Origin of the sequence: Segatella copri, assembly GCF_026015625.1 — a bacterium.
Classification (GTDB): Bacteria; Bacteroidota; Bacteroidia; order Bacteroidales; family Bacteroidaceae; genus Prevotella; species Prevotella copri_H.
Window position 1 is genome coordinate 1228137 of sequence record NZ_JAPDVG010000001.1, and the last position, 15478, is coordinate 1243614.

12 protein-coding genes are annotated in these 15478 nt (G+C 48.9%); 5 read left to right on the forward strand and 7 right to left on the reverse strand.

What is annotated here, in order from left to right; all coding sequences use genetic code 11:
* The first annotated feature begins 288 nt into the window (after positions 1-288).
* Positions 289-4491, forward strand: coding sequence for a translocation/assembly module TamB domain-containing protein (locus ONT19_RS05600; protein ID WP_264952984.1), 4203 nt, complete (start codon positions 289-291; stop codon positions 4489-4491).
* Positions 4492-4543: 52 nt separating this feature from the next.
* On the opposite strand, the gene ONT19_RS05605 is transcribed toward ONT19_RS05600, so the two are convergent.
* From ONT19_RS05605 to ONT19_RS05635, 7 genes are all read right to left on the reverse strand, one after another.
* Positions 4544-5104: a DUF5675 family protein gene (locus ONT19_RS05605; RefSeq protein ID WP_264952983.1), complete on the reverse strand. Its 561-nt coding sequence runs from the start codon at positions 5102-5104 to the stop codon at positions 4544-4546.
* A gap of 4 nt (positions 5105-5108) precedes the next feature.
* On the reverse strand, positions 5109-7613 hold the full coding sequence (locus ONT19_RS05610) for a VirE protein (RefSeq protein ID WP_264952982.1): 2505 nt from the start codon (positions 7611-7613) through the stop codon (positions 5109-5111).
* A 3-nt stretch (positions 7614-7616) separates the two neighbouring features.
* Positions 7617-7919 carry a cell division topological specificity factor gene (locus tag ONT19_RS05615; RefSeq protein WP_217326185.1) on the reverse strand — a complete coding sequence of 101 codons (303 nt, stop codon included), beginning with the start codon at positions 7917-7919 and terminating at the stop codon, positions 7617-7619.
* 64 nt (positions 7920-7983) lie between these two features.
* Positions 7984-8265 carry a DUF3127 domain-containing protein gene (locus tag ONT19_RS05620; RefSeq protein WP_022121856.1) on the reverse strand — a complete coding sequence of 94 codons (282 nt, stop codon included), beginning with the start codon at positions 8263-8265 and terminating at the stop codon, positions 7984-7986.
* 173 nt (positions 8266-8438) lie between these two features.
* Positions 8439-9035, reverse strand: coding sequence for a hypothetical protein (locus ONT19_RS05625; RefSeq protein ID WP_264952981.1), 597 nt, complete (start codon positions 9033-9035; stop codon positions 8439-8441).
* Positions 9022-9792: a hypothetical protein gene (locus tag ONT19_RS05630; RefSeq protein ID WP_264952980.1), complete on the reverse strand. Its 771-nt coding sequence runs from the start codon at positions 9790-9792 to the stop codon at positions 9022-9024. The genes ONT19_RS05625 and ONT19_RS05630 overlap by 14 nt, the downstream gene beginning before the upstream one ends.
* Positions 9793-9807: 15 nt before the next feature.
* The gene (locus tag ONT19_RS05635) at positions 9808-10557 is read right to left on the reverse strand and encodes a hypothetical protein (protein WP_264952979.1); all 750 of its coding nucleotides are present in this window, start codon (positions 10555-10557) and stop codon (positions 9808-9810) included.
* Between the two features lie 779 nt (positions 10558-11336).
* Here ONT19_RS05635 and ONT19_RS05640 point away from each other — a divergent pair.
* From ONT19_RS05640 to ONT19_RS05655, 4 genes are all read left to right on the forward strand, one after another.
* Positions 11337-11894, forward strand: a complete 558-nt coding sequence (locus ONT19_RS05640) for an HU family DNA-binding protein (RefSeq protein ID WP_264952978.1) — start codon at positions 11337-11339, stop codon at positions 11892-11894.
* Positions 11895-11990: 96 nt separating this feature from the next.
* Positions 11991-12086: a smalltalk protein gene (locus ONT19_RS05645; protein ID WP_181975291.1), complete on the forward strand. Its 96-nt coding sequence runs from the start codon at positions 11991-11993 to the stop codon at positions 12084-12086.
* A 108-nt stretch (positions 12087-12194) separates the two neighbouring features.
* On the forward strand, positions 12195-13055 hold the full coding sequence (locus ONT19_RS05650; protein WP_264952977.1) for a tRNA threonylcarbamoyladenosine dehydratase: 861 nt from the start codon (positions 12195-12197) through the stop codon (positions 13053-13055).
* A 319-nt stretch (positions 13056-13374) separates the two neighbouring features.
* Positions 13375-15366 carry a KUP/HAK/KT family potassium transporter gene (locus ONT19_RS05655; RefSeq protein WP_118190015.1) on the forward strand — a complete coding sequence of 664 codons (1992 nt, stop codon included), beginning with the start codon at positions 13375-13377 and terminating at the stop codon, positions 15364-15366.
* The last annotated feature ends 112 nt before the right edge of the window (positions 15367-15478 follow it).

The window sequence follows — 15478 nt, forward strand, 5'->3', positions numbered from 1 at the left end:
CATCAAGACGCTATACTGGCCATCTGCCATAAAACATATATTTTATCTACTTCTATGCTGAAACTTCTAAACGTGCTGCAAAAATAGTGAAAAAAAGTGATATAAAAAAGAAAAATTGTGTGAATTATTCGATTTTATGCCGATTTTTCAGTAATTTTGTCGCAAAATTCAAATTAGTAACATTTTTGTAAACTAGAGAAAGCAACTCTGAAACATTTAAAACATATCATCAATAGCATTATATGGACGCTGGCTGCTGTCTATTTCTTGCTTGTCGTACTGTTGCACGTGCCACCAGTACAGGCCTTCATCGGCTCTGAAGTAGCCGGTGCGCTGGCTCAGAAATTCGGCACTCAGGTAAGTATCGGAAAGGTGAACCTGGGCTTCTTCAACCGCATTATCATAGATGACGTGATGATGCTCGACCAGAAGGGCGACAGCATGATCTGTGCTTCGCGCGTATCGGCAAAGCTCGATTTCCTGCCTTTGAAGGATGGCAAGATTTCGGTTTCATCTGCCCAGCTCTTCGGGCTCAACGCCAACATCTACAAGCAGGATGCCAAGAGCCCGATGAACATCCAGTTCGTGCTCGATTCGCTGGCTTCGAAAGATACCACCCGCCATACTCCGCTCGACCTGCACATCGGAAGCCTGATTATCCGCCATGGTGCCGTTGCCTACAACCAGCGCGATATTGCGCCTAAGCCGGGCGTCTTTTCGCCGCAGCATCTAGGCATCACCAACCTCTCTGCCCACATTATTCTGGGCCATCTCACCGACAAGGATATCCATCTGGCTGTCAAGAAGATAGCGCTGAAAGATAAATCAGGACTTCAACTCAGAAATCTGAGATTCAAACTCGATGCCAACCAGCAGCAAGCCCTGCTCAGAGACTTCAGTATCGAGCTCCCTCATTCGCAATTGCAGTTTGATGACCTGCGCGCTACCTACCGCATCGAGAACAAGCATATCGTAAAGCCTACACTCCAGTTTCAGGGCGGCATCAAGCCATCCGTCATCACGCTTGCCGATATTGCCTGCTTCGTGCCTGAACTCCGCAAGTTCAAGGATGCCCTGCAGCTTCATCTCCAGTTTTCGGGCACCAGTACATCTGCACGCATCCATAACCTCGAATTCAAGACTCAGAGCGGCAGTCTGCTGCTCAGGGTTAACGGCCGTGTGAGCGATTGGGACCGCCTTCTGCGCTGGAAGGCAAACATCTCAGCCCTCAAGATATCAGGCGATGGCATCGGAGAAGTTTCCAGAAATCTGGGCAAACGCATCAGCATTCCGAAAGAAGTGCTGCGCCTGGGCGACATATATTATATAGGTGAGGTATATGGTGCTGGCAAGAACGTAGGCACCCGCGGCCAGCTGAAGACCGGCGTGGGCGAAGTAGCCATCAAGGCCGAAAAGGCTGGCTCCGAGCTCAAGGCTAGCATCAACACCCAGGGCATCAACCTGGGCCGAATCCTCGACAACGGGCAGTTCGGCATCCTGGCAGCATCGCTTTCGGCTCACGGCAACAAGCAGCATTTCTATGCCAAGGGCAGCATTCCGCGCTTCGATTTCAACAAGTACAGCTACCGCAACATTCAGATAGACGGCAGCTATAACCGGGGATTGCTCGAAGGACTCGCATCCATCGCCGACCCTAACGCCAACATCCAGGTAGAAGGCTCCTACTCCATCCCCCGCAAGCAGTATGCAGCTACTGCCCATGTACAGCATCTGCTGCCAACCATTCTGGGACTGAAGGTTTCTGACAAGACCTACAGTCTCAATGACATCACCGTAAGCGCCAAGAACCAGGGCAAGGACAGCTATTTCGACCTCGAAGCCCCGTTCGCCAGCATCCATGTTAACGGAGAGTACGATTACGCTACCCTCACCAAGAGCTTCACCAACCTGGTAGCCAGCAAACTGCCTACCCTTCCGGGCATCGGCAAGGTAGACAGGAGTGCGAAGAACCATTTCACCTTCCAGGCAGAAATCACCTCTACCGAGATTCTGCAGCGCATGCTGGGCATTCCGCTGAAGATAGAGCAGCCCGTCTTTGCCGATGGATTCATGAACGATGCCGAGAAAACCGTCAACATCTATGCCAACGTGCCTGACTTCAGCTATGGCGCAAAAGACTATCATGGCGTCAAAGTGCGACTGCATACCATCAACGATTCGCTCAAGGTAGATGCACAGATTAGGCAGGGCAAATGGGGAGATAACGGACCGGGCATCCACGTAAAGGCAGCCGCTGCCGACAACCAGCTCTTCGCCAAGCTCTTCTACGACAACCATTCGGCTAAGCTCCCTATTCAGGGCATCATCGATACGAGGGCGCAGTTCTTCAAGAACGAAAATCAGGTTTCTACCGCCCACGTAACCATACACCCGTCTGAAATCAGAATCGACGGCACGCCGTGGGAGGTTCATCCTGCCGACATCATCTACAGCAAGAACCGCCTGCTGGTAGACCATTTCGCCGTGAGCCACGACCAGCAGCACGTCATCGTTTCCGGTCTTGCTACACCCGAGAAGACCGATTCTATCGTAGCTGATTTGAAGGATGTAGATGTAGCATACGTGCTGAACCTCGTCAATTTCCATTCGGTAGATTTCACCGGCAAGGCTTCGGGCAAGGCTATCATCAAGAGCCTCTTCAACGACCCTGATGCCTACGCCCAGCTAGACGTGAAGGAGTTTACCTTCGAAAACGGACCGCTCGGTGTGCTCCATGCTGGTGTCAACTTCAACAAGGAGCTCGAACAGATTGATATTCATGCAGTTGCCGATGATGGTCCGGAGCATCAGACGCTCATCAACGGATACGTCTCGCCTAAGCGCAACTATATCGACCTGGGTATCGATGCCCAGGGCACCAGCATGAAATTCCTCGAGAATTTCTGCGGCAGTTTCATGAACCAGGTAGAAGCCTGGGGCAATGGCCATCTCAATGTGGTGGGCGATTTGAAAAACATCAATCTCGTGGGCGACCTTACCGCTCACGGCAAGGTGCACCTCAAGCAGCTCAACACCGATTACACCTTCGATGCGCTCCATGCACACGCTATCCCAGATGATATCCTCATAGAGAATGATACCATCTTCGACCGCAACCGCAACATAGCCATCCTGAGCGGAGGCATCCACCACAAGCACCTCACCAGGCTGAGCTACGACCTCGATATCAAGGCGCACAACTTCCTGGGCTTCGATACCCGCGAGTTTGGCGACAACACCTTCTATGGCACCATCTATGCCACAGGCGAGGTAGGCATTCACGGCAAGAGCGGCGAAACCGTCATAGATATCAACGCCGAACCCGAACCGGGCAGCATCTTTGTATATAATGTGGCAAGTCCGGACGCCATCAGCGACAAGAGCTTTATCCACTGGCACGAGATTGTGCCGGATATCATGGACAGCCTGAACGGGGTTCCAACCACGAAACAGAGAGAGGATGACATCGATTTCGAATCGGATATGCGCATCAACTTCCTCGTAAACACCAACCAGAACCTCACGCTCAAGCTGATCATGGACGAGCAGTCGGGCGATTACATCACCCTGAACGGAGATGGCGTAATTCGCGCCAACTACTTCAACAAGGGCTCGTTCGACATGTTTGGCAACTATGTGGTAGACCACGGCACCTACAAGCTCACCATCCAGAATCTCATCAAGAAGGAGTTCGAGTTCATGCCGGGCGGCACCATCGCCTTCGGTGGCAATCCATACAATGCCCCACTCAACCTGCGGGCTAAATATACCGTAAACGGAGTGCCGCTGAGCGACCTGCGCATAGGCCGTTCGTTCTCGGGCAACAACATCCGCGTAGACTGCCTGATGGACATCACCGGCACGCCTCAATCGCCTAAGGTAGATTTCTCTATGGACCTGCCTACGGTTAACAGCGATGCAAAGCAGATGATCTACTCTATCATCAATTCGCAGGAAGAGATGAACCAGCAGGTGCTCTATCTCTTGGGCATCGGCCGGTTCTACGCCCAGACCAACAACAACCAGGTGAGCGAGGATGGCGAACAGCAGAGTCAGACTTCGCTGGCGATGCAGAGCCTGCTGAGCGGCACCATCTCGCAGCAGCTGAACACCGTACTTTCCAACGTGGTGAAGAGCAACAACTGGAATTTCGGTGCCAACATATCCACGGGCGATGAAGGTTTCAACAATGCCGAATATGAGGGCATTCTGAGTGGCAAGCTGCTCAACAACCGGTTACTCTTCAATGGCCAGTTCGGTTATCGCGACAATCCGAATGCCACGCAGAGTTTCATCGGCGATTTCGACCTCCGCTACCTCATCTTCCCTAACGGCAACCTCGCCATACGCATGTACAATCAGACCAACGACCGCTATTTTACGCGCAACAGTCTGAACACGCAGGGTCTCGGTCTCATCATGAAGAAAGACTTCAACGGCTGGCGCGATTTCTTCGGCATCAAAAAGAAGAAGAAGAAGAAAAAGAAATAAAAGCCAAAAAGAGGGTGTGTCATAACCAGATGACTCACCCTCTTTTTTATTTTCAGATAACCGTAATCCATACAGATTCCCCCTGCTCCCTTGCCTCGGCGATGCGGCTGATGAGGCGGTTGAGCCAGATGCGGGAGTTCACTACCATTCCCCTGAACTTGTTCTCGCCCACCAGGATGCAGCCTTGCGTGTCGTCAGGATAATTGCCTGCATGGATGCGGATGCCCTCGAAACCGGGCACTCCCTGAACGAGAGGCAGAAAACACTTAAACCTGGGCGACGGGGTAACAAGCAGCGGATAAGTGCCCTCGGGTATCGCCGTCTTGCCCCGAACCTTGCGCGCTATCTTGCCGCTCACCCTGCCCGAACGGGCATCCACTTCCTCAGGGCTCAGCGTGATACCCAGCAGATTGCGCCAGGTAGGCTCCAGCGTATCGCAGAAATAATGCTCCTTATCCAGCAGCGTCTCAGAGAAGGTATCGCGAAATTCACGTTTGTCTTCCAAACGCTTGCTGAAACTCTGGCGGCTCTCTACCTCCTCCTCTTTCAGAAGATAAAGATGACCTATCGTATAGGTCTTCTTCTTGGCTATTCGCTTTACTATTATTTCCATAAGCTTATTCTTTATTGAGAAGATAACTTCTGTTGTAATGCACCTTGCGGAAAATTAAACTGTCAGTGTCAGTGTCAGCAGTTTCGTCTTTAAGCAGCTTCACCACATATCCGCGCGATACCCACTGGTAAACAGCATCCATCGTACGCTTGCGGTTGTCGTCGAAACCCTGCTCCCTGCGCAGATTGGCATAATCCTTGAGCGAGAACTGTTCGGGCAGCATCTCAAGCATATTCTTCGGACCCCTCGGTGCTGTCTTAGGCACGCTGTCCTGCTCTCTGTCTGCATCGTAAATCATCTGTCCAAATAATTTCAACTTACAGTAGAGATCATAACGCTCACTCCAGCGCACGAAATCTGCGATGGATTTCTCCCATTTCATGCCGTTTGCCACATACAGCACGCATGCCTTCAGATAGGCGATGACATTGGCTCTGAACGAGAGATTCTCGAATACCACATCCTGCGACAGACGGGCAAACTGGGCATTTTCATCCAGAAGCGTCTGAGCCAGCTTGCGGGCTCCAGGGCAGTCTACCAGTCCTCTAGCCTTCACCAGATTGTCGATATAGGGCTTCAGCTGTTCATCGAAGGCTGCATCATAAGTGCCGTATACCGGAAGCTCCGAACCGCATGGACGGCGCTCGATGGTGCTGAACGAGATACGGCTGATAGGACCATCCGTTACCACCCTTTTGAAATATTCGCGACACTTTTTCGGGGTGCAGCAGGCATTCCAGTTGAAGCGCACCTTGATGGTTTCGGTAACGCTCTGTGTGCCCACTCTGTCCTGTCCGTAATTACCCAGATCGAAGGCAAGCTCCATGATGCGGAAGTGCTGGTTAGTCTTGCCCTTCAGCGCATCGAAGAGGTTCAGCTCGTTCAGTTTTGAATAGAGGAAATGGTTCTCAGCCTCCTTCATTCTGAGTACAAAGGCAGGGTTCGTCATATCAATATTAACCTCTTGTATAACAAGTCCTTGCGGTCTTTCTCTCTTGTCTTTGTTCGAGCCTTTGCGGTTGCATTCATCTTTCCACAGTCGCTCTCTTTCTCTCTGTTCAGCATCCCGCTTCCTGATGTCAGCCATGATGTGGTTGATAGGTTGCGTGATGGCTTCCTTTCCGCTTCCTGTAGGGGCACACAAGATAGAAGAAATTGTAGCCTCATGCTCTACATTATCGAGATAGCGGAATCGGGTTTCGCAGAGATGCGATGCCAGTGGCGGGAAGATGGCCTGCGATACGGCCGGACGGTAAATCCCCGGTGTTTTCGAAATCAGGAGTCTGATGAGTTTGGGCAATTTTTCCGGCATCTGATGAATATGATAGAAGTAAGATTCCGGATTGTTGATATCGCCGAAATCGCTATCATCATAGTTGGCAGAAAGCGTATTCATCTCTTCATTTCTTACCAGCTCTACGGCCTTGCTCACGATGCTGGGCATTCGGTAGCTCTGCTTTCTGTTGCAGGCACTCTCCACGGTTATGAACGCCCTCTTCCGGTCTTCGCCAAAGGTTGGAATCACCTGCTTGATCCATTCCGCATTATCATCGCAGAGATAGCGGAGATAGCAGCTTAATGTAAAGATAAACGAGTTTCTGGAGCCATGTTGCGGCTCTCCTCCCAGCAGCTCTATCAGCTTCTCTATGATAACCGGATAAGGCACCCCCTGGTATTCCTTGGGGTAGCTGGCAGGAGCACCCTTGCCGTCAGCCTGCTTGCCTTCAGCACCAGCTCCGCCTCCTTCAGCAGCTCCGCCGTCAGCCTGCTTGCCTTCAGCACCAGCTCCGTCTCCTTCAGCAGCTCCCTCCGGTCTCCCGTCAGGCAGCCCCCGTTCCGGGGCTTTCCAAGCCCCGTCCCCCTTCAGTTCTCCGTCCCCCTTCAGCTCTCCGTCTTTTTTCAGCTTCTCGCTCCGGGTTGCAGCCTCTCTATCCTTAAACAGCTCCTCTTCATTAATAAAGAGGATATAGTCTTCGGGCACGATGAACGAAGGCCGTGCCAGGTCCTTCACGCAAGAATCATAATCCTTATCCCCCAGCTGCTCCGACATCCATTTCTGCGCATCAGCCAGGTTCATTCCCCCCGGGATAACGAAGACAAGCCTCAGTCCCTCGAGCGAAGGCGTAACATGAACCAGCAGGATGCATTCCAGCACCTCAGGCTTATTCTTCTTCAGCTCCTGGCTCTTCGTCTTCCACCACCCTCTCGGGTCGGGAATATGGTCTTTGTCGTAGATAGAAAGCCCGCTGGGGATGGCATCCGCATTCAGTCGTCGGCCGTTCTTGAAGGTAGCATGCGGAGTGAGAATCGGGAGTTTAGCCTTCAGCTTCGTCTTCAGCGCCACATAATCATCCTTGCTCATCTCGCCTCTGCGCAGGCTCTCAAGTGCGTCTTCTATCTCGGCGCAAGTCTTCACCACCACACCGCTCTGGGCTGCCTGATGAAAGAGCTGGGGCGTACAAACCTGTACTGCCCTGCTCCTTACACTTTCGGATATTCCAAAACTCATATACTAGCAATTTTTCGTTACAAACTCACCGGCAATCTCACTCTCTTTGCAGATAACCTGAGCCGGCATAACCTCGGCTTCTCTGCGGCTGATACGCAGATGCATTCTCACATCCTCATCGCCCACGCTGGCACTTCCATGAGCCAGCCGTATAAACTTGCGTTGTTTCCGCTTTTCGCTATTGCTGGCGAATGCGTTGAAATTACCCTCCTTGGGGCTGACCAGGGCGATAGAGCCCTTCTTGCGTTTGCCCTGCGTCAGGAGAGCCTGATACAAAGCATCTGAAATCTGAATCTTAATATACATAATTCTTTATTTTTTATAATAAGCAAAACTCTATAAACTATTAACTGTCAACTATTAACTAACATCAGAATGGCTGCACTTGCTCAAACTCCGAGATATGCGTCTCGCCATAATATCTGCCGTTATACTCCCTCACGCTGTGGCGGAGCCCGATGCCCAGAACATCGCCTTCCTTAGCCGTAAATTTGTCTACCGCATCGCCGAAGAGCCGCGCCACATACCGGTCGGGATGAACCGCATTCTCCATTGATTCCACCACTACCTCGCGAGATTTCCAAGGATTACCTGTCTGCTGGCTTACACCACTCTGAACGTCAAGAAGCTTGACTACTTTCATCTTTTTCATAAACTTAAAAATTAAAAATTAATAAATCATATTTAAGGACAAAAAAAATGCCCCGCAACCAGACTTGTCATCTGATTACGGGGCAAAGGTACGGCTTTTTCACCTTTAGGACAAATAGGCAAAATAGGATTAATTATTTCTGCCTACGTTTTTTCTTTTTTCAGTCATTAATCCTACATATTCTCTTCAAAAAAAGCATCCACCAGCTTCTCCATATCGGAATTCTTTTTCGGGGGCTTGTTACAGAAGGCATTATTGAACGACTTCTTTATTGCATCCTTCTTGATTTTGCAGTCTTCGGTCAGGAATCGGAAGATGGTGTTCACTCCTACCGCTCGCTTGCGGGGAATTACCCCATATTCTTTCCAATGATCAAGGAAGGAGAAGATGGCGATGTTCAGGGGCGAATTTCTACTAGAACTGGTAGGCAGCCCTGCCAACTCATTCTGCTCTAGGAATCTGCAGAAGAGCTCAGCCTGTTTGCGGGTTTTAGCCTCGTCCTTGACGCAGTAGTTTTCATCAAGGGCAAAGAGACACTCGCTCTTTCTGCCCCTACCGGTTTCCTTCTGGCTGATGTCAGCAGCAGCAACATCTTCCGCCTCGAGGTCCTCATCCTCCGAACAGTCAATCAGCTGTACAGAAGAAACCGTCTGTCCGCCTCTCCCTCCATCTTTCGGCGGATATACATTCACCACGCCAAAGATATTCTGCTGTTCAACATGCTCGTTGTAAAAAGCCCCAGGGCATATAATAATCTTATCTCCACTCATAATCATCTCCTTCTAATCCTAATCTTTTGCGTTTATATCTAGACAGAGAATCCTTCAAATCTACCTCAGGCAGAGAAAGCGGATGGTACCCCTTAGGCAGAAAATCCGGCTGGTCCACCTCATGATGAATATCCTGATGATGAACCTCTGCATTGTACACCCCTCCTTTTTCTACCGTAACATTGTTAGGCCTAGGTTCATTCTGCTCCTTTGCAACTTGTTCACGACTGCCAAAAATGCCTTGAATCATATCTTTCAGTTCGCGATGTATAGATTCATGTTTGCCAAAGCAATCATCTGTCATATGGTTTAACAGCCCCATACATTTAAAAGTCTGCGAATCATCTATCGCAGTCTTCATATCTTTAACAAATCTGATACCGGAGTCAATCATTTCCCTGGCAATTTTTTCTTTCACCTCAGATGTATCAGCCTGCATGGCTGTATCTTTACGTTCTGCATCTTTCTTCATGCGACGAATGGTGATATCCTTACAGCTGATTTCATCTCTTGCATCATCAAGTTTCTTACTGAGCTTCTGGTTTTCCGCCTGAGCCTCTTCCAGTTTCTGTTTCAACATACTGCATTCCGATTGAACTCTAGACAACTCCACATCAGATAGCCCCTCCTGATGCTTATCATCATCACCAGCTGGGGATAAAGGCAATTCTGCCCGCTTTGCTTCTTCTGAACTCAAAAACTCTCCAGCCAGTATACGCTTGGAGAGGCTGTTATAAATCTTACTAGTGATTATCATCTTATTATTGGATTACTATATTGTTTCAAAATCATCATCAACAAAGACGGGCTGAGGTTGTCTGGATGCCTCCCTAGCCCAATCAAGAAACGCCAGCTGCTCTTCCTTGGTACGAAACAACCTCAACTGTCTCTCTATCTGATCCATATCATAATTGCGAACAGACTTATACCATAAATTAAGAGTATAATGGCGTGGATGCAGAGGATTAGGGCGCAAATCTGTATGATAACGATAGGGCCACTCGTCAATGGTTCGTTCTACTATTCCCAACAAATGTAAATAGTCATAAACATCAGAACCATCTCTGCCATCATACCTTCTTTCTCCTATAAGCTTTCTTCTGAAACCATCTAGGAAAGCAACCATTTCTCTACTTTTGTTCGCCTGAGAATGAAGGATACCATAAACCATCCATTTAATAAGCATAAGATAGAGGAATGAGCATCTGCAAGGATAAGGATATTTTAGATTCTCCTGAAAATATTCATCCCAATGCAGCCTGATTACAAGGCCTATCTCGTCATACAACTCAGCTATATCTAAAGATTCAGCATTAGCAAGACAGGCAGCCACGTAATAAGCTGCATTCAACGAAGGCAGGAGGGCTTTCATCCTAAATTCTGTTTTATAACTCGTAGGTTCAACCATACAGATTGCTCTCAGCAAGGAATCGAGCGATTTAGTACTCTTCGTATCAAAGTCATCAAGACTCAATCTCTCTCCATAATAAAGGCTATGGTGCCATTCAAAAACTTTTTCCATAGGAATATTCGTTTATAGTTTGTTTTAGGGTAAAGTATAAGATGCGGTTCCGGTTCGGGGGTTCAAGTTTGTTGAGCTTGGGCTCGGGAAACAAAGCTGCAGGGCCTCATCCTTTATCTAAAAATATATAGTTGTTAATACAATTCCCGCTTAAAGCGAAAAAGTAGCGCAAAGGTATATATAATTTTTTGAATGACCAAACAAATGAACACATTTTTTCTATCATTTTCTGACACTGACACTGACAGTTATTTTTTCCGAGGGTAGTAAAAGAGTAAGAAGAAAAGTTATATTTATATATATATAAATATAAAATATTATCTTAACATTCTTTTACCTATTAGAGCAGCTAGCAGAAACAAAAACTGTCAGTGTCAGTGTCAGCAAAACGCAGCACCAGAATCACCCTCCATAGCGTTTCTCTCTGCGCTAATCTATGACTTATCCCTCATAACTCTAAGAGTAGCGAGCCCCTACTCTATATTTTTTGCTTTATTAACGAGAATCGCTCCCCCCCCCCTTCTCGCCTCGCCTCCCCCCGCCTGCCCCCGTTCCCTGCGATTCCATCGCAGGTCCCCCTCCCTTCTCTTCCTCCCTCCATCCCCCTTTGCTGAAAACAGCCCTTATCTGCAACCTGAAATTTGGCAGTTACAGAAAAAATGCGTATCTTTGCATCGTGATTAGGAAAAGCCTCATCAAGCTCCGGACAAAAGATGGCGGCGGCTTCCCACACACCCTAAACATAAACACTAAAAAAGAACATTAAACACTAAAAGAACATGGAACAGAAAGGAACATTGAAGTATCGTAAGATTCAGCGTACACCACAGAGTGGAGAAAACGCAGGTAAGAAAAAGTGGTATGCCACCTCAGTAACCGACCGCGAAGTAGATTTCGAAGGCTTCGTTACACACATCGCCGACCACGGCTCGCCATACAGCCGAGGCACCATCCACGGTGTACTGATGGATGCTCTCGACCACTTGCAGGAGTTGATTCTCGACGGCAAGAGCGTCCGCCTCTCAGGTCTCGGCCTCTTCTCCATCGGCATGAGTTCAAAAGCGGAAGACACCCGCGACAAGGTAACCGCTGCCAGCGTAGAGGGCGTTCACCTGATTGTACGCAACACCAAAACCTGGAGCAACTCCGAGCTCAGAAAGAAGTGCAAGATTGAAGAGTATGGCGCCTTCACCGGCACCGATAACACCGGTACTTCCGGCGGCGGTTCTACCCAGGGCGGCTCAGGAACCACCGGTGGCACGGGCAGCGACGGCCAAGGCTCAGAATCAAGCGGCGGCACTACCGGCAAGGACGATACTGGCGACGGCCTTGAATAGCCCAAGGATAGACTGGCTAGGTTGCTAGCCCCTAGCCCCAGCCTATCCGCCCACAAAAAGCCAACATTCAACACTCAACATTCAACATTCAAAAAAATGAAAACGAACACCTGGAAAACAATTCTGCAGATAGCCATCAGCATTCTGACCGCTATCGCTACTACGCTCGGAGTAACGAGCTGCATGGGATAAAAAAATGAGTTAAAGAATTATAAACATTTATTCATATCAGCCGACATCGGATTTTATTCACTAACTTTGCATCAGATATATACATTAGAATTCTTTACAAACAATAAAATGGAGAATAAAATAACGACAATGGAGCGGGGAATGCAGCGACGCACCGAACTGCTCCTGGGAAAGGATAATCTTGAGAAAATTCAGAAGGCAAGAGTGCTCATCTTCGGTATCGGAGGAGTAGGATCATGGTGCGCTGAAGGACTCCTGAGAAGCGGCGTGAGAAACATCACAATCGTAGACAGCGACAGGGTATGCGTAACCAACTGCAACCGCCAGCTGATGGCTACAAGCCGAACCTTAGGCGAAGTGAAGGTAGAGGCGCTGCGCAACCGACTGCTCGAAATCAACCCCGATGCCAACATCACAGCCTATCAGAAAATATATCAGGCAGATACTGCCGATGAATTCCACATGGAGCAATACGACTTCATCATCGATGCCATCGACTCGCTCAAGGATAAGGCTGACCTCATTCTGCGTGCCACTGCCCTGCCTAAGGAAATCACCTTTATATCTTCTATGGGAGCTGCCCTGCGCACCGACCCATTCAAGGTAAGAAAATCTGAATTCTGGAAGGTGGATGGAGACCCGCTGGCAAGAGCACTACGAAAGAAATTCAAGAAGAACAAAACCTTCCCACTACGAAAATTCCAGTGCGTATACAGTGAAGAAAAACCGATGCAGAACCAGGGGGTGAACAAAGCCTGCGGCACAGGCGGATGCCTATGCCCGAAAGCCAAACTCATTAGCGGAGAGAGGGGTACCGATACTGCCGTATATGATGCTCCGGGCGACCAGCAACTGGTAGAACACGAATGGTGCTCTACTAAGGCACAGATCAACGGTTCGCTCTGCCACATCACCGCAACCTTCGGAATGGCTATCGCAGGAATGGTCATCAACCACATCATTGAATAACTGTTTTCTTTACAACAGTCACTTGAAAAGAAACTTACAAAACATACGCAAAAGGCGAGGCGCTTTCACAAGCTCCCCGCCTTTATTAATTATTCAAGTTTCGCAAAGTTCAGAAGTTTCTCGGGAGTAGTCTTATATCGGCATTCGCCTCTATTCGTCTCTTCATATCTTCAAAGAATAAAGGTTAAATCCGATAAATCTTGTTAAACAAATTCTATCTTACCTCTTATGTTTATACCTTTGCACGCAAATTTATAATCACAAAGGACATTTTCATGTTCTAAAAAGGATAATATTTAATTTAAATAAGAGAAGAAAAATGAAAGAAAAAGCAGAAAGTTCAGTAGCCTGCAATCATCACAGAGTAGGCTTCCTGGGATTGCTCGTTACATTAGGCATTGTATTCGGAGACATCGGAACATCACCTCTCTATGTGATGAAGGCCATCCTGCATACGGGCGAAAGCATCAGCGAGAGCACCATCCTGGGCGCACTGTCATGCATCATCTGGACACTCACCCTCCAGACCACCATCAAATATGTATGCGTGGCGCTGCGTGCCGACAACAATGGCGAGGGAGGCATCCTCGCCCTCTATGCCTTGCTGCGCCGACTCAAGAGCAAGTGGATTTACCTACTGGCCATCATTGGCGCAAGCACCCTGCTGGCAGACGGAATCATCACCCCTGCCATCACCGTGACCACAGCCATCGAAGGACTCGAAAGCATCAGTCCCAACCTGCCAGTTATCCCCATCACCCTGGGCATCATCACCATCATCTTCTTCGTGCAGCGGTTTGGCACAGAGAGTATCGGCAAATCGTTTGGCGTATTTATGCTGCTATGGTTCCTGCTGCTGGGCGTGGTGGGAGCTTTCAGCATCACGTCTTACCCATTGATACTGAAGGCTTTCAACCCCTATTATGCTGCCATGCTGCTGGCAAAATCGCCTGAATGGTTTCTGATTCTGGGTGCCGTATTTCTCTGTACTACCGGTGCTGAGGCTCTCTATTCCGACCTGGGACATTGCGGCAGAAAGAACATCGCCATCAGCTGGGGCTTCGTAAAGACCATGCTCATTCTCAACTATCTGGGACAGGGAGCATGGGTGCTGAATCATGCTGATACGGCACTGGCAGCGAATCCGTTCTTTGCCATCATGCCGCAGAGCATGCTGTTCTTCGCCATCATCATGGCCACGGGTGCGGCAATCGTTGCGAGCCAGGCACTCATCAGCGGAACCTTCTCCATATTGAGCGAAGCCATGAACCTGCACTTCTGGCCGCGCATGCGAATCAAGCATCCTACCCATGTTAAGGGGCAGCTCTATATCCCGATGATCAACCTCGCCATGTATATCGGCGTGGTTCTCATCATCCTGCTCTTCCGCGACTCCTCGCACATGGAGGCAGCCTACGGACTCGCCATCACCATCACCATGCTGATGACTACCCTGCTGCTCGGTTTCTACCTGCACAGCAAGGGAGTGGCACGGATTTTCACGATGCTGTTTATGGGCGCATACTGCATCATCGAAGCCATCTTCCTGACTGCCAATCTGTCAAAGTTTCTTGCAGGTGGATGGTGCACGATGCTCATTGGAGGAATCCTGTTCCTGATGATGTACGTGTGGGTGAAAGCCATGAAGATACGACGCCATTATATCAGCACCAAACCGCTGGATGATTATTATCAGATTATCTCCGACATCAAGGCCGACGAGAGCATCCCTAAGTATGCTTCCAACCTGGTTTATGTGAACCACGCCAACAAGGAAGGTGCCGTAGATGACAAGTTGCTCTACTCCATCATCAACAAGCAGCCGAAACGTGCTGACCATTACTGGCTTATCAACATGGAGTTTGTTGACACTCCTGACACGCTGGAGTACAACTGCGAGACCCTGATTCCCGACACCCTCTACAGCGTAACCATGCACATTGGTTTCCGCATAGAGCCTAGGGTGAGTCTCTATCTGCGACAAGTAGTGGAAGATCTGGTAGCAGACGGAAAGGTAGATTTGCAAAGCACCTATCCTTCGCTGCGCAAATACGGAATTCCGGGCGATTTCCGATTCATCATCATTCACCGCGTATATTACCCGGAGAGTTCAGATAATCGCCAACAGAACCTGCTGATGAGTATCTACGCTCTTATCAGCAAGATAGGTATTGACGAGCCTAAGGCATTGGGCCTCGACACTTCCATGGTAGTGGTAGAAAGAGTGCCGCTCATCATCAACCATCCGGCCATGAAGGACAAGGTCATTAAGGTTATTAAGGATTCTGAAACATCACAAAGCAGACAATAAGCAAAAAGGCGAGGCGCTTTCACAAGCTCCCCGCCTTTAACCTATTAGCTAGAAGATTATAGCTAACAACTAACACAAAACCTTATAACTATTTTCAAATCTTAATCGTTAT

What these genes read in the sequence shown, in the direction of transcription:
- ONT19_RS05605 (WP_264952983.1), bottom strand. Translation starts at nt 5,104, where the DNA reads ATGGAAATAATAGTAAAGCGAATAGCCAAGAAGAAGACCTATACGATA.
- ONT19_RS05610 (WP_264952982.1), bottom strand. Translation starts at nt 7,613, where the DNA reads ATGAGTTTTGGAATATCCGAAAGTGTAAGGAGCAGGGCAGTACAGGTT.
- ONT19_RS05615 (WP_217326185.1), bottom strand. Translation starts at nt 7,919, where the DNA reads ATGTATATTAAGATTCAGATTTCAGATGCTTTGTATCAGGCTCTCCTG.
- ONT19_RS05620 (WP_022121856.1), bottom strand. Translation starts at nt 8,265, where the DNA reads ATGAAAAAGATGAAAGTAGTCAAGCTTCTTGACGTTCAGAGTGGTGTA.
- ONT19_RS05625 (WP_264952981.1), bottom strand. Translation starts at nt 9,035, where the DNA reads ATGAGTGGAGATAAGATTATTATATGCCCTGGGGCTTTTTACAACGAG.
- ONT19_RS05630 (WP_264952980.1), bottom strand. Translation starts at nt 9,792, where the DNA reads ATGATAATCACTAGTAAGATTTATAACAGCCTCTCCAAGCGTATACTG.
- ONT19_RS05635 (WP_264952979.1), bottom strand. Translation starts at nt 10,557, where the DNA reads ATGGAAAAAGTTTTTGAATGGCACCATAGCCTTTATTATGGAGAGAGA.
- ONT19_RS05640 (WP_264952978.1), top strand. Translation starts at nt 11,337, where the DNA reads ATGGAACAGAAAGGAACATTGAAGTATCGTAAGATTCAGCGTACACCA.
- ONT19_RS05645 (WP_181975291.1), top strand. Translation starts at nt 11,991, where the DNA reads ATGAAAACGAACACCTGGAAAACAATTCTGCAGATAGCCATCAGCATT.
- ONT19_RS05650 (WP_264952977.1), top strand. Translation starts at nt 12,195, where the DNA reads ATGGAGAATAAAATAACGACAATGGAGCGGGGAATGCAGCGACGCACC.
- ONT19_RS05655 (WP_118190015.1), top strand. Translation starts at nt 13,375, where the DNA reads ATGAAAGAAAAAGCAGAAAGTTCAGTAGCCTGCAATCATCACAGAGTA.